The organism is Aliiglaciecola sp. LCG003, assembly GCF_030316135.1.
Classification (GTDB): Bacteria; Pseudomonadota; Gammaproteobacteria; order Enterobacterales; family Alteromonadaceae; genus Aliiglaciecola.
In genome coordinates, this window is sequence record NZ_CP128185.1 from 2,728,773 (window position 1) to 2,744,251 (window position 15,479).

Below are 15,479 nucleotides of genomic sequence, written 5' to 3' on the forward strand. Positions count from 1 at the left end.
AGGGTGTGGGTGATGAAAAATGACCCATGAAGATATGTACAAATGAGTGGAATGCACTTTTTAGGGTAGTCTTGTTCAATTTGAAGCTTCATTTTACGAACAGTCATACACCTTTATTAGTCTCTTAATTTACTCAATATATAATTTTGACTTGCTTTTTTGCCAATTTTTTAAACACATTGTTTAGTTACTAAGCAAACGAATATTCATGCTAAAAAAAGGGTTGACGACCTAACTTCAGATCAGCATAATACGCGCCACTCCACAGAGGAGTGAACAAAAGTACGTGGCTACGTAGCTCAGCTGGTTAGAGCACATCACTCATAATGATGGGGTCGCAGGTTCGAGTCCCGCCGTAGCCACCAATTCTTGCAGGAATGCAAGAGTGAAAGCGGGAGTGGTGGAATTGGTAGACACGCTGGATTTAGGTTCCAGTGCTTCACGGCGTGAGAGTTCAAGTCTCTCCTTCCGCACCATTTTTGTTGGGGTATAGCCAAGCGGTAAGGCAGCGGGTTTTGATCCCGCCATTCGTTGGTTCAAATCCAGCTACCCCAGCCATTTTTAGTACAAACAAGTGCGCAAGCATTTGTCACCCAATTGGGGTATAGCCAAGCGGTAAGGCAGCGGGTTTTGATCCCGCCATTCGTTGGTTCAAATCCAGCTACCCCAGCCATATTAAGGGCCCGAGATAACCTCTCGGGCCTTTTTATTTCTAAAAAATACTAGCACTTTGCCACTCAATTCATTATCTTCAAACTGAACCAAATAAAATCAAATACTTACGGATATTAGCGTGCTTAATGACATAGTGACATTTATCAACGATTTACTCTGGAACAAAGGCCTAAGTGTACTTTGGGAAAGTGAAGATGCTATCAGCACAGTTCAGGTGCCAATTTTAGCAGTGATGCTTGTATTGGGTGGGCTATGGTTTACATTCAAGCTTGGCTTTGTCCAAATCCGTCACTTCGGACATATGTTTTCAATAATGAAAGGTAGCCAAAAAAGTGACAAGTCAGGGATCAGTTCTTTCCAAGCACTATGCACCAGCTTATCTGCTCGCGTGGGTACCGGTAATTTAGCCGGTGTAGCCGTAGCAATTTCATTAGGGGGCTCAGGCTCTATCTTCTGGATGTGGATGATTGCCATATTAGGCATGGCTACTGGTTTTGCCGAAAGTGTTCTGGGGCAATTGTACAAAGTCAGAGATGAAAATGGTGAATATCGAGGCGGACCAGCCTATTATATTCAACAAGGTCTAAACAAGAGATGGCTAGCCGTTCTATTCTCCCTATGTTTGTTTCTTGGATATGGCTTTATTTTTAGCGCGGTACAGGCAAACACCATCACAGATGCATTAAATCATGCTTATGATATCCCAACCCAATACTCTGGACTTGTTATCATTGTATTAGCTGGATTAATTGTTATAGGTGGTTTTAGAGCCATAGCGAAGTTTGCAGAATGGATCGTCCCCTTCATGGCTGTAACTTACGTGTTAGTAGCGTTAGCGATAACCTTTATTAATATCCAGTTAGTACCCGCAATGTTGTACGATATCATTACATCGGCATTTGGTTTGCAGGAGGCCGGTGCCGGAGCTCTTGGCGCTGCAATTAAAAATGGAATCCAACGTGGTTTATATTCCAATGAAGCGGGCTCAGGAAGTGTTCCTCATGCAGCGGCAGGCGCCACACCCAATCCAAATCATCCGGTTTCACAAGGCTATGTGCAAATGCTCGGTGTGTTTATCGACACTATGATACTTTGTACCTGCACTGCAGTGGTAATTTTACTCGCCGGGGGCTCTAACGGTGAACAAATGGAAGGTATCAGACTTACTCAAACTGCCATGAGCTCTCATCTGGGTGATTTTGGTGGAGATTTTGTGGCTGCAGCTATCAGTTTATTTGCATTTACCTCCGTTGTGGCAAATTATGCCTATGGCGAAAGTAATCTGCACATGTTTAAACTAGATAACAAAATCGGCAGAGGTGTATATACCCTAGGTTATTTGTTGATGATTTTCTGGGGCTCAAAGGCTTCCCTACCCCAAGTTTGGGCTATGGCTGATATGGCGCTGGGTTTAATGACTATAATCAATATCATTGCCATTGTGTGGATGACACCTACCATAGTTGCCATTAGTAAAGACTATTTCATCAAGCGAGATAGAGGGGAGCGTCCAGAGTACTCCACTGGGGATTGTCAAATTCAAGGTGAAACAGAAACAGGTATTTGGGATCAGAAATAAACAATGGGAATTGGCGATAAACTGGGGCATCAATATTGCCCCAGCTCAGTTCAATTTAATCCCAATGCATACTTCATAACTTGTTTCTTTAATGGTGTGGCTTTGTCAGCTAATGCAAGGCCAACATTTCGTAAAAGCTTAAGTGGGCCAATATCATTACTGAATAACGAGTAAGTAAAATCCATCGCAGACATCATCAACAGATTATCTGGTCGACGAATAGATTCGTACTGCACTAAAATTGGTTTAATTGAATTTTCTTGTTTATCCCATGTGGACATTTTTTCTAGTAGTACCTGGACATCTTTAAAGCCTAAATTAACCCCCTGCCCGGCCAAAGGATTAATGGTGTGTGCTGCATCACCAACTAATACTGTATTGCCCTTTGCGTAATGGTTGGCATGCATTCGAGTGAGTGGAAAACTAGCGTAATTTAAGATTTCGAAGTCTACTAATTCTGACGGAAAGTGTTCTAGTATTTGCGCTTTGAGTTGGGTTTTATTCAATCCGTTTAAATAGCGAATGGTGTTCGCGTCATCATACCAAACCAAGGAGCCATAACCGCCATAAAGCGGTAAAAATGCTAAAGGTCCAGTTGGTCTGAATGCTTGCCAAGTTATATCGCGTTGGACGCCATCAGTCATCTTAATTTGAATACCCAAAGCTTGTTGTGTGTATTGCCAGCCTTGAGATCCAATATTCATTAACTTTCTTACTTGTGAATTCCCCCCATCGGCACCAATCAATAACTTGCAGTTAAAACTGTCAGTATTTTTTACAGTTACATTTATGTGACTGTTAATATGAATTCCATCGACTATCCCATTGCTCAATAGGGTGACATTTTCCTGTTGGCCGATGAGCTCGAGCAAAGCCAATTGGACCAAACGATTTTCAACGATGTGTCCCAAATTCTCAAGATCCATGTCCTTAGCCACAAAATCGGTGCGGTGTTTGGCATTTTCCCACACTGACATACGCTTGAATGGGCACAAGCGCATTTTTTCAATGCTTTGCCACGCCCCCAATTGACTGAGTAAATTTTGTGAGAGTAAATTAATTGCAGATACACGCAGGTCTGGCGGTTGAGTGATTACATAACTTTCAGGCATAGTTGATTCTACAAGAGCCACTTTACAACCCTGTTGAGCCAAGCCTAGAGCGACTGAGCTGCCGACCATTCCTCCACCTATAACACCCACATCAAACATATAATCCACTTTCCAATTATTTTTCACACCATGAATGATACTTAAAAAGTATCTTCGCGATCAGTCTTTTTCACAAGCAAACACCGCAATAAACGAAATGAGCCACTGTTTCTCAATACAAGGCTGGTGCAAACGCTCAAAAAACGTTAAAATCTGCGGTCACATTGACATAATTCAGCGGTATGTATTTTTATCATAATGCATCATATTAATTACAAAACATTAGGGTCCGAAAGCGCGCTATGAGCAAGAAGTTATTTATCAAAACCTGGGGTTGCCAAATGAACGAGTATGACTCGGAAAAAATGGCTGACCTACTAGATTCTACGCACGGTTATGAGCTGGCTCAAGAAGCGGAAGATGCAGATGTTATTTTATTAAATACCTGCTCAATCAGAGAAAAAGCACAGGAAAAAGTGTTTCATCAATTAGGCCGCTGGAAGAACCTTAAAAAAACCAAACCAGACTTGATAATTGGCGTGGGGGGTTGCGTTGCATCCCAAGAAGGGGAAACGATACGACAAAGAGCTCCCTTTGTGGACGTCATCTTTGGGCCGCAAACACTGCATCGGTTACCTGAGATGATCAACCAAATAAAAGGTGGTCAAAAATCAGTAGTCGACGTTAGCTTTCCTGAAATTGAAAAATTTGATCGTTTACCCGAGCCAAGAGCGGACGGTCCCAGTGCATTTGTCTCTATCATGGAAGGCTGCTCAAAATATTGTAGCTTTTGTGTGGTCCCTTATACTCGTGGCGAGGAAGTCAGTCGCCCGGTAGACGATGTTTTACTGGAAGTAGCACAACTTGCCGAACAAGGCGTTCGAGAAGTTAATTTATTGGGGCAGAACGTGAATGCCTTTCGAGGCCCTAGTTTCGATGGATCAATCTGTAGATTTGCTGAGTTACTTGAATTAATAGCATCTATTGATGGTATCGATCGTATTCGCTACACCACTTCACATCCAGTTGAATTCACTGAAGACTTGATTGAAGCCTATGCCAATATTCCTGAATTAGTTGATCACCTTCATCTGCCGGTGCAAAGCGGCGCAGATCGAGTGTTAAATCTTATGAAACGAGGTCATACAGCAATTGAATACAAATCTAAAATTAGGCGTTTGAAAAAGATACGACCTAATTTGTGTATGTCTTCTGATTTTATCATTGGTTTTCCTGGCGAGAGTGATGAGGATTTTCAAGCCACTATGGATTTAATCCAAGCAGTTGATTTCGATTTAAGCTTTAGCTTTATATATAGTGCTAGACCCGGAACGCCTGCCGCCGATTTGCCAGATGATGTGAGTGATGAAACCAAAAAACAGCGTTTACAAATTCTACAAAGTAGGATCAATCAGCAAGCACTTCGCATCGCCAGAAACATGTTAAACACCGAACAACGTATTTTGGTAGAAGGACCTTCAAAGAAAAATCCCATGGAATTATCCGGTCGGACCGAGAATAATCGTGTAGTGAATTTTGAAGGCACACCGGACATGATTGGCGAATTCATTGATGTGCTGATTACAGATGTATTTGCTAATTCATTACGAGGACAAGTAGTCCGCAGGGAGCAGGATATGGGGCTTCGAATTAGCATTACTCCTCAGTCCATCTTGTCTAAGCACGCCGCTTTGAAAGATGAATTGGGTGTAGAGAAATTTGTACCTATTTCAATTGGTTAATTTAAAAGGTTTGTTTTTATTTTGAGTACCCTAGTTAGCAACGAAATCATCTTGGAACCGGCAGACAATAAACGTTTAGCCAGTCTGTGTGGGCCTTTAGACGACAACATCAAACAAATTGAACGCCGTTTAGGTGTTGAAATCACCTATCGAAATAATGAGTTTAAGGTATTGGGAGAGCCGCTGCAGACCAACGGCGCTGCGGAGTTACTCAAGTTACTTTATATCGAGACCCAACCTGTTAAAGGTATCACCCACATTCTAGAGCCTGATCAGGTTCACCTTGCCATCCAAGAGGCTAAGTGCTTAGAAAAAGCCGAAGCGGGTCATTATGGAAAAGAAGTTCATATAAAAACTCGACGGGGTGTGATCAAGCCCCGAAACCCGAATCAAAGTCAATATGTGTCTAATATTGTAAATCATGATATTACTTTCGGCGTCGGTCCTGCTGGGACAGGCAAAACTTATTTAGCGGTCGCTTGTGCGGTTGATGCCCTAGAAAAACAAGAGATTAGACGAATATTACTGACTCGCCCAGCCGTGGAAGCTGGTGAAAAATTGGGCTTCTTACCTGGTGATCTATCCCAAAAAGTCGATCCTTATCTACGCCCGCTCTATGACGCTTTATTTGAAATGCTCGGCTTTGATAAAGTTGAAAAACTGATTGAGCGTAATGTTATAGAAGTCGCCCCTTTGGCATATATGCGTGGGCGTACTCTTAACGATGCATTCATTATCTTAGACGAGAGTCAAAATACCACAGTTGAACAAATGAAAATGTTCCTGACCCGTATAGGTTTCAATTCTAGGGCGGTTATCACCGGTGATATTACTCAAATAGACTTACCCCGTGGGGTAAGATCAGGTCTACGTCACACCATCGAAGTACTCAAAGATGTGCAGGACATATCCTTCAATTTCTTTACTGCTAATGATGTAGTACGTCATCCTGTCGTTGCGCGCATAGTACAAGCCTATGAGCAATATGAATCTGAGCAAGAACGATTGAAAATTCAGCAGAATCAACAACAGCAAAAACAGGATGAGAAATAACACTAGTGGCAGCCATATTAGATCTGCAAATTGCTTGTGACGCCACCGATATTCCTGCCCATGAAGATATTCAACAATGGTTGAATATAGCTCTGGGAGAACGGTTCAACGAAGATCAAGAAGTGACGGTCCGGATTGTCAGTCCACAAGAAAGCCAACAGTTGAATAATGCCTATCGGGGCAAAGAAAAGCCGACCAATGTATTGTCCTTCCCATTTGAAGCACTGCCTGGTATCCAGTTACATTTACTCGGTGATTTAGTGGTTTGCGCCGAAATAGTCGCAAAAGAAGCAAATGAACAACAAAAACCATTAGCCAATCATTGGGCACATATGTTGATACACGGAACCCTCCATCTATTGGGCTTTGACCATGAAAATGATCAGGATGCACAAGAGATGGAACAGTTAGAAGTTTCGTTATTATCGAAATTAAGTATTGACGATCCCTACCAAGATCATTAAAGATAAACGGTCAAGGAACTAAACAAAAGTATTATGAGCGACGATAACCCCCACTCTACTAGCGGTTCTTCGAATAAAGGTTGGTTGGACAAGTTGGTCCAAACCTTCAACGGAGAGCCGAAGAACAAAGAAGATTTAGTTGATATCATTACTGACGCAGAATTGCGAGAAGTAATTGACCCACAAACCCGTGAAATGATTGAAGGGGTAATGGGTGTCAACGAAATGAAAGTGCGTGATATTATGATCCCTCGGGCTCAAATGATCACCATTAACATCGACGAAACGGTCGAACAATTCTTGCCAGTCATGTTGGAATCTGCTCACTCTCGCTTCCCTGTTATCAATGAAGATAAAGATCATATCGAAGGAATTTTACTCGCCAAAGACCTGCTTGCCTATGCCTTTATACCGGGCAAAGAGTTTCACTTAAAGGATGTGTTGCGCCAAGCTGTTATTGTGCCTGAAAGTAAACGAGTTGATGTATTGTTAAAAGAATTCAGACAACAACGTTATCATATGGCGATTGTGGTAGATGAATATGGCGGCGTATCTGGCTTAGTTACCATCGAAGATATTCTAGAACTTATCGTCGGTGAAATTGAAGATGAACATGATGTTGAGGAAAATGACTCAGACGATATCAGACCCCTCAATACCTATACATATTCGGTAAAAGCGCTAACCCCTATAGAAGATTTTAATCAATTTTTTGAAACTCATTACGATGAGGAGCAAGCTGATACGATTGGGGGCATTGTACTTAAAGCCTTTGGCCATATGCCAAGTACGGACGATGAAGTAGAAATTGATGGGTTAAGCTTTAAAATCACTAATTCAGATAAGCGCCGATTACTTCAATTAAAAGTGACCTTGCCTAACAAGGAAGACTAGGTTCTGAAATCAATACTTCATTATGGATTAAGTTGTGTATTGGGAGCATTACTGACCTTTAGTTATGCTCCCTTCTCCATTTGGCCGGTTATGCTGGCCTGTCTAAGTGGTTTTTTCTATCTACTGCTAATCTCCCCCTCGGGTTTTAAATCTGGATTTGCTTTTGGATTAGGCTGGTTTGGTGCTGGTATTTCCTGGGTGCATGTTAGCATTTCTGAATTCGGCGGATTACCCTTAGCGGGCTCGATAGGATTGATGCTAATACTGTGTAGTTACTTAGCTTTATATCCGGCAATATTCGCAAGTCTGTTAAAACATAGGGTCAAACCATCTTACTGGCTCATAGCGGCTCCTTTGCTATGGGTGGTTGTAGAGTGGTTACGTAGTTGGCTACTCACTGGTTTTCCTTGGTTATCAATTGGTTATAGCCAAATTGATAGTCCTTTGGCTGGTTGGATTGCGGTGATTGGCGAATCCGGTTTAAGTGCCCTGCTCATTGCAATTTGTATTTCGATATCCACCGGCTTAAGAAAACATAATATCAGAGCCCCAGCTTTTTTACTTGTTGTTTCGATACTCGGCGGTTGGACACTTGATCAATATGACTGGGTGTCTGTCAAAGCACAACCCGTGTCCATAGCTATGGTACAAGGGAACATCAAGCAAGAGATGCGCTGGATACCTGAGCAGGAATTATCCACCATGGCTAAATATCAGAAGATGACCCAAGCTCATTGGTCAAATGACATAATAATATGGCCAGAAGCAGCGATTCCCCAATTGGAATCAACAGCGGAAGATTACCTTGTACAGCTAGATGAAAAGGCGCTGCAAACCGATACAGGGCTCATCACTGGGATCGTCAACTACAATTACAATACCCGCCAAGTTTTTAATAATCTAATAGTGCTAGGCAAGCAGTCCAATACTGACAAAACAGAACATTATCACTATTTACACAGCAATCGATATGACAAGCATCATCTATTACCCATCGGTGAATTTATTCCATTTGAGAATGTGTTGCGTAAGTTAGCACCTATTTTTGATCTCCCCATGTCATCCTTTACCCAAGGCGATTTTCAGCAGCAAAACTTGTTAGCAAAAGGCTATCACCTAGCTCCAGCAATATGCTTTGAAATAGCATTCCCAAGGCAGATATCGGCCAATCTCACCGAGCAAACCGATTTCATAATTACTGTCAGTAACGATGCTTGGTTTGGAGCATCTCACGGGCCGGACCAGCACCTAGAAATTGCACAAGTTAGAGCCAAAGAATTTGGCTTGCCAGTCCTTAGAGCAACCAATAATGGCATCACCGCGTTTATCGATCATAAAGGACATATTCAAAGTCGTTTACCGCAATTTGAAGCTGCCGTTTTGAGTGATGATATTTTTCTGACAGATGGTGTCACTCCATACAGAATGCTAGGGGATTTACCCCTGTGGATTTTGACTTTAGTAGGCTTACCTTTAGTTTTTTGGCGTCAGAAACGAGCTAAATAACCCTATGGCTCGGGTACCGCTTTCACTCCCATTCAGCGACGGCCTAACGTCTTCAACCTATTTCGCAACACCGACCAATTAAAATTAATGTTTAGCTCACATCAGTCGCGAAGAGGTTTATGTATGTGGGTGAATTTTTTAAGAATTATCGAACCAGCTAAGATAGCCAAGGTTAGCATAGGTATGGTTAAGATTATCAAATTGAGAACTGCCTGTACGCATGGATACCGCGTACAGGCGTATTAGTGACAATTAATGAGGTTCAAACATATTCTACAGCAGAAATTTCGAACTCTACTGTTCCCGCTGGAGTTTGGATATTGACTATATCGTCGATCTCTTTACCTATCAGTCCGCGGGCAATAGGTGAATTAACTGAGATTAGGTTATTTTTGATGTCAGACTCATCATCACCGACAATTTTATAGGTGGTTTCTTCATCATTTTCCATATTAATGATGGTCACTGTAGTGCCAAAAATAACTTTGCCATTATTGGTCATTTTGGTGACATCGATGATTTGAGCATTGGAAAGTTTGCCTTCAATGTCTTGAATACGGCCTTCGCAAAAGCTTTGTTGCTCGCGGGCGGCATGATACTCAGCATTCTCTTTCAAATCACCATGTTCTCTGGCTTCTGCGATAGACTGAATAATCTGAGGTCGTTTCACTGACTTTAATTCATTAAGTTCCTTGCGTAATAAATCCGCGCCTTTTGCAGTCATGGGGTATTGGTTCATTGCGTAAAATTCTCTTGTATTTTTAGTTATAAGACTTCGTTGCACAATAAGAAAGTGCGCAATAACATGCGCACTTCAATTAAACTTCTAGATGCTTTAGTTTAACACAACTTTAGCGTTCTTTAACTCTCTGGTGGAGAGATTGTACAGATGTCACTCTGGCGCGATCATCTGCTTCATGGGCACTGACGGTTGCAAAAGCTGCATTGAGAGTGGTGGTATAAGCAACTTTATTTAACAACGCCTCACGACGAATATAAACCGAATCATTTATGGCTTTGCGTCCTTCAGTGGTATTTACGATATAACAATACTCACCATTTTTGATTGCATCCACAATGTTAGGCCGGCCTTCAGTCAATTTGTTTACTACTGAACAGGCAATGCCAGCATCATTTATAAGCTGAGCCGTACCTGTAGTAGCTTCTAAATCAAAGCCACGTTGAACCATCTTAGTCGCTAAATCGACCAGGCGATGCTTATCATTTTGGCGCACTGAGAGTAACGCTTTACCTTTTGCAGGAATAGGAGCGCCTGCGCCTAAGTTTGCTTTGGCATAGGCTTCTTCAAAAGTATCCCCCACTCCCATCACTTCGCCGGTAGAGCGCATTTCAGGGCCTAATAAGGGATCAACACCTTGGAATTTAGCAAACGGCAAGACAACTTCTTTTACCGAATAAAACGGAGGAATGATTTCCTCGGTTATGCCCTGAGAGGGTAACGACTGCCCCACCATAGCTCGGGCTGCTATTTTTGCCAATGGCATACCCGTAGCTTTTGACACAAATGGAATAGTCCGGGCTGCACGAGGATTCACTTCAATCAAATACACTTCACCATCTTTGACGGCAAACTGAGTATTCATTAATCCAATAACCCCCAACTCCAGAGCCATGTCCTTAACTTGTTGGCGCATCACATTTTGTATATCTTCACTCAGTGAATATGGAGGTAACGAGCAAGCTGAATCACCGGAATGCACTCCCGCTTGTTCGATATGTTCCATGATGCCGCCAATTACCACGTTCTCACCGTCACACATAGCATCGATATCAACTTCGATTGCATCATCTAAGAAGCGGTCCAGTAAAACAGGTGAATCATTGGATACTTTAACGGCTTCATTCAAATAGCGCTTAAGATCCTTAAGGTCATAGACGATTTCCATTGCACGACCGCCTAAGACGTAGGAGGGACGAACAACTAATGGAAAACCAATTTTTTCAGCCTCCGTCAACGCCTGTTCCATATTACTGACAGTCGCATTGGCGGGTTGCTTTAGATTTAGTTTATTGACCATTTGCTGAAAACGTTCGCGGTCTTCTGCACGGTCAATAGCGTCTGGTGAGGTTCCAATGATAGGCACACCAGCAGCCTCTAAAGCGCGAGCCAACTTAAGTGGTGTTTGGCCACCATACTGAACAATGACACCCTTGGGCTTTTCAATTCTAACGATTTCTAGCACATCTTCCAAAGTGACGGGCTCAAAGTATAAGCGGTCAGATGTATCATAGTCGGTTGAAACCGTTTCAGGGTTACAATTGACCATGATTGTTTCATAGCCATCTTCACGCATCGCTAAAGCAGCATGGACACAACAATAATCAAACTCTATCCCTTGGCCAATTCGATTTGGACCTCCGCCTAACACCATAATTTTATCGCGGTCGGTGGGTTGCGCTTCACATTCTTCATCGTAAGTAGAATACATGTATGCCGTGCTAGTAGAAAATTCTGCCGCACAGGTATCCACCCGCTTGTATACAGGTACAATATCCATACCGCGGCGCAACTCTCGTACATCACTCTCAGCTACACAGGTTAATTCAGCCAAGCGGGCATCGGCAAAACCTTTGCGTTTTAAGGTCCGCATAAAATCAGCATCTATGCCACTTAACCCTAATTCAGACACTTGTTGTTCTAATTTAATTAATTCTTCGATTTGGACCAAATACCAACGATCAATATTGGTTAGGTTAAATAATTCCTCAACGCTCATACCCATTCGTAAAGCATCACCGATATACCAAATACGCTCAGCGCCAGGCTCTCTCAACTCACGAATAATAATTTCTTCTGCTTCTGGGTCGCTAATATCGATAATCGAATCTAATCCATTCACACCTACTTCAAGGCCGCGAAGTGCTTTTTGCAATGACTCTTGCTGATTTCGACCAATCGCCATAACTTCACCGACTGATTTCATCTGTGTCGTCAGACGATCATTGGCACCGGCAAATTTTTCAAAATTAAAACGCGGTAGCTTGGTAACCACATAATCGATGGATGGCTCGAATGATGCTGGGGTTAACCCGCCAGTGATGTCATTAGCTAGTTCATCAAGGGTATAACCAATCGCCAATTTAGCAGCAACTTTAGCGATCGGGAATCCTGTTGCCTTAGAAGCTAGTGCCGAAGAACGAGATACCCGAGGATTCATTTCAATGATAACCATACGACCCGTATTCGGACACACACCAAATTGCACGTTTGAACCACCGGTTTCCACACCAATTTCTCGCAATACTGCCATAGCCGCATTACGCATGATCTGGAATTCTTTATCCGTTAAGGTTTGGGCTGGAGCAACAGTTATCGAGTCTCCAGTATGTACTCCCATAGGGTCGAAGTTTTCGATAGTACAAACAATGATGCAATTATCATTTTTGTCCCTGACCACTTCCATTTCATACTCTTTCCAACCTATCAGCGATTCATCAATTAATAACTCACTAGTGGGTGAAAGGTCGAGACCTCGGCGACAAATTTCATCGAATTCATCAACATTATAAGCAATACCACCACCACTGCCACCCATGGTAAATGACGGTCGAATAATACATGGGAAGCCGATGCGACTAATCACATCATGAGCCTGTTCAATAGTATGGGCAATTTCAGCGTGAGGACACGCTAGGCCAATGGATTTCATAGCTTTGTCAAAACGCTCGCGATCTTCTGCTTTATCAATCGCATCAGCAGTGGCGCCGATCATTTCTACGCCAAACTCTTCTAACACCCCGAACTTATTTAAATCCAACGCACAATTCAGCGCGGTTTGTCCGCCCATAGTGGGCAAGATAGCGTCGGGACGTTCTTTTTCAATTATTTTTTTAACCACTTCCCAATGAATTGGCTCAATGTAAGTGGCATCTGCCATTTCAGGATCAGTCATGATTGTGGCGGGATTAGAGTTAACCAATATGACTCGGTAACCTTCTTCTCGCAGCGCTTTACAGGCTTGCGCACCTGAATAATCAAATTCGCATGCCTGTCCTATTACGATTGGGCCTGCGCCCAGAATCAGTATGCTTTTTAGGTCGGTACGTTTTGGCATAGTAATTTTTCTCTAGTCTAGGCGTTATTTAGTGTGATCTGGCTTGCATCAATTCAATAAAGTGGTCAAACAAAGGCGCGGCGTCATGTGGACCTGGACTCGCTTCTGGATGGCCTTGAAAACTAAATGCAGGTTTATCTTTTCGATGTATGCCTTGTAAAGATTTATCAAATAAAGACACATGAGTGACTTCAAGATTATCCGGCAAAGCATTTTCATCTACAGCAAAACCGTGATTTTGACTGGTAATCATCACTACATCACGGTGTAAGTCTTTAACTGGGTGATTCGCACCGTGGTGACCAAACTTCATTTTTAAGGTTTTAGCACCGCTAGCTAAGGCTAACAGCTGGTGACCTAAGCAAATACCAAAAATCGGAATGTCCGTTTCTAAAAAAGCTTGGATGGCTTCAATTGCATAGGTACAGGGTTCTGGGTCTCCAGGACCATTCGACAAAAAGATGCCGTCAGGTTGCAATGCCAATACGTCTGCAGCGGAGGTGGTTGCAGGCACCACCGTTAGCTTACAACTACGGTCGACTAACATTCGCAAAATATTGTGTTTGGCGCCAAAATCATAGGCAACCACATGGAACTGACAATCTTGCTTATCTTTTTCGTAACCGTCTTCCAGTGACCAAACCCCATCACGCCACTCATAAGATTTATCAGTAGTAACTGCTTTGGCTAGATCCATTCCTTTTAGACCAGGAAACGCTAAAGATGCTTTTATCCCATCGTCAACTGCTTGCTGGCTAAAATCATCAACCGTAACGATACAGCCACGCTGGGCGCCTTTATCCCGTAAAATACGCGTTAAGCGGCGCGTGTCGATATCAGCGATGCCAACAATATTATTGTCTTTTAAGTAGTCAGAAAGGGAAGATTGATTGCGGAAGTTACTAGCTAATAGAGGAAGGTCTCGAATAATAAGGCCTTTGGCCCATATTTTATCTGATTCAACATCCTCAGAATTAGTACCAGTGTTGCCTATATGAGGATAGGTAAGAGTAATGATTTGTTCTGCATACGAAGGATCTGTCAATATCTCCTGATAACCGGTCATTGATGTATTAAAAACCACTTCACCGACGGAAACACCAGAAGCTCCAATTGATGTGCCTTTGAAAACTGAACCGTCTTCTAGCACCAAAAGGGCGGAAATAGCCAAGTCAACCTCCTAATTAAGGACAACCCAAGGAAAAAAAGCGTACAACGCCTCAAAACCCTATAAAAAACGAGCGTAAATCCTCGATTCACATCTCGTTTACGTTCTTTGCCGCAAGCATTTTCGCTAAATCAACACTGTCAATCGCGAAAATTAGGCAAATTCCCGAGATCATACACCAAGTCTTTATTCAGGTCTAATATTATGTAGAAAAATCACAGAAATGAGGCTTTTACACCAATTTTGATTATAAGCCCCTGAAATACTCATTTAAAACCCAAAACATCTTCCATCGAATACAACCCAGCAGGTTGATTTTTTAGCCATTTTGCTGCTTTCATTGCACCCTTGGCAAAGGTTAAGCGACTAGACGCCTTGTGGGTTATCTCTAATCTTTCACCCAAATCGGCAAACAACGCCGTATGATCGCCGACTACATCTCCGGCTCGAACAGTGGCAAAGCCAATAGTGTTTTGTTGGCGTTCACCCGTATCCCCTTCTCGGGCGTAAACGGCACATTGATTGAGATCCCAATTTAGTTCGTCTGCGATGGCCTCTCCTATCGCAATTGCCGTTCCCGAGGGAGCATCTTTTTTGAAGCGGTGATGAGTTTCAACAATTTCTATATCAGCCGACTGACCCATAACTTTTGCCGCTTGACGAACCAAATTAAGCATCAGATTCACTCCTACGCTGTAATTAGCCGCAAAGACAATCGGTATACTGCGCGCCGCTTGCGCTAATATGGCTTTATGATTTTCAGTCAATCCAGTGGTGCCAACCACAATGGCTTTTTTATGTTTGATACACCAGGCCAGATTACTTTCTAATGCTGCAGGTAAAGTAAAATCAATTACCACGTCAATATAACTGGCCGCTGCATTTAAATCTCCAGTCACAACTAGGCTTTTCTTACCAATGCCGGCTAATTCTCCCACATCCATCCCAACCCACGCAGAGCCGGCTCTCACAGATGCAGCTTTGAGCTCGACTAAACTATCACTATCTGCGGCGTCTATCAGCACTCGTCCCATTCGCCCATTCGCCCCAAATATACCAATTGCAGTCATAGTCACCCTTTTTCAGCCAATAATACTTTTGAATATTGTGCTACATCTTGTTGCATTTTTCAGTAGTTAGTTAGGTATAAGACATAATCATTCGATGTACA

The 15,479-nt window shown here is 42.6% G+C and carries 11 protein-coding genes and 4 tRNA genes; 10 read left to right on the forward strand and 5 right to left on the reverse strand.

All coding sequences use genetic code 11. The annotated features are described in order from the left end of the window. The first annotated feature begins 288 nt into the window (after positions 1–288). The 5 genes from QR722_RS11715 to QR722_RS11735 all read left to right on the forward strand — a co-directional run bounded on the left by QR722_RS11715 (position 289) and on the right by QR722_RS11735 (position 2,254). Positions 289–365: transfer RNA gene (locus QR722_RS11715), tRNA-Met, on the forward strand. A 26-nt stretch (positions 366–391) separates the two neighbouring features. Then, a tRNA-Leu gene (locus tag QR722_RS11720) sits at positions 392–476 on the forward strand. A 7-nt stretch (positions 477–483) separates the two neighbouring features. Further along, positions 484–558, forward strand: a tRNA-Gln gene (locus tag QR722_RS11725). Positions 559–598: 40 nt separating this feature from the next. After that, positions 599–673, forward strand: a tRNA-Gln gene (locus QR722_RS11730). A gap of 120 nt (positions 674–793) precedes the next feature. Next, positions 794–2,254 (forward strand): alanine/glycine:cation symporter family protein, encoded by a 1,461-nt coding sequence (locus QR722_RS11735; protein ID WP_286283033.1) that lies wholly within the window; start codon positions 794–796, stop codon positions 2,252–2,254. 50 nt (positions 2,255–2,304) lie between these two features. On the opposite strand, the gene QR722_RS11740 is transcribed toward QR722_RS11735, so the two are convergent. Next, positions 2,305–3,492, reverse strand: coding sequence for an FAD-dependent oxidoreductase (locus tag QR722_RS11740; RefSeq protein WP_353506884.1), 1,188 nt, complete (start codon positions 3,490–3,492; stop codon positions 2,305–2,307). Positions 3,493–3,707: 215 nt separating this feature from the next. On the opposite strand from QR722_RS11740, the gene miaB reads away from it, so the two are divergent. From miaB to lnt, 5 genes are read left to right on the forward strand one after another with little or no spacing between them, the layout of a single operon-like run. Further along, positions 3,708–5,147 carry a tRNA (N6-isopentenyl adenosine(37)-C2)-methylthiotransferase MiaB gene (gene miaB / locus QR722_RS11745; RefSeq protein ID WP_286283034.1) on the forward strand — a complete coding sequence of 480 codons (1,440 nt, stop codon included), beginning with the start codon at positions 3,708–3,710 and terminating at the stop codon, positions 5,145–5,147. A 21-nt stretch (positions 5,148–5,168) separates the two neighbouring features. Beyond that, entirely contained in the window at positions 5,169–6,200 is a 1,032-nt protein-coding gene (locus QR722_RS11750; protein ID WP_286283035.1) for a PhoH family protein, read from the forward strand. 5 nt (positions 6,201–6,205) lie between these two features. Continuing rightward, positions 6,206–6,664, forward strand: coding sequence for an rRNA maturation RNase YbeY (ybeY, locus tag QR722_RS11755; RefSeq protein ID WP_286283036.1), 459 nt, complete (start codon positions 6,206–6,208; stop codon positions 6,662–6,664). A 33-nt stretch (positions 6,665–6,697) separates the two neighbouring features. Further along, positions 6,698–7,558: a CNNM family magnesium/cobalt transport protein CorC gene (gene corC, locus QR722_RS11760; RefSeq protein ID WP_286283037.1), complete on the forward strand. Its 861-nt coding sequence runs from the start codon at positions 6,698–6,700 to the stop codon at positions 7,556–7,558. A gap of 39 nt (positions 7,559–7,597) precedes the next feature. Continuing rightward, positions 7,598–9,064 carry an apolipoprotein N-acyltransferase gene (lnt, locus tag QR722_RS11765; protein ID WP_286283038.1) on the forward strand — a complete coding sequence of 489 codons (1,467 nt, stop codon included), beginning with the start codon at positions 7,598–7,600 and terminating at the stop codon, positions 9,062–9,064. A 262-nt stretch (positions 9,065–9,326) separates the two neighbouring features. Here lnt and greA read toward each other — a convergent pair whose 3' ends face one another. From greA to dapB, 4 genes are all read right to left on the reverse strand, one after another. Continuing rightward, entirely contained in the window at positions 9,327–9,803 is a 477-nt protein-coding gene (gene greA, locus QR722_RS11770) for a transcription elongation factor GreA (RefSeq protein ID WP_286283039.1), read from the reverse strand. Between the two features lie 112 nt (positions 9,804–9,915). Next, positions 9,916–13,140, reverse strand: a complete 3,225-nt coding sequence (carB, locus tag QR722_RS11775; protein WP_286283040.1) for a carbamoyl-phosphate synthase large subunit — start codon at positions 13,138–13,140, stop codon at positions 9,916–9,918. 28 nt (positions 13,141–13,168) lie between these two features. Beyond that, entirely contained in the window at positions 13,169–14,311 is a 1,143-nt protein-coding gene (carA, locus tag QR722_RS11780; protein WP_286283042.1) for a glutamine-hydrolyzing carbamoyl-phosphate synthase small subunit, read from the reverse strand. A 263-nt stretch (positions 14,312–14,574) separates the two neighbouring features. Continuing rightward, a complete protein-coding gene (gene dapB, locus QR722_RS11785; RefSeq protein ID WP_286283043.1) occupies positions 14,575–15,378 on the reverse strand; it encodes a 4-hydroxy-tetrahydrodipicolinate reductase in 804 nt (267 codons plus the stop codon). Positions 15,379–15,479: the final 101 nt, after the last annotated feature.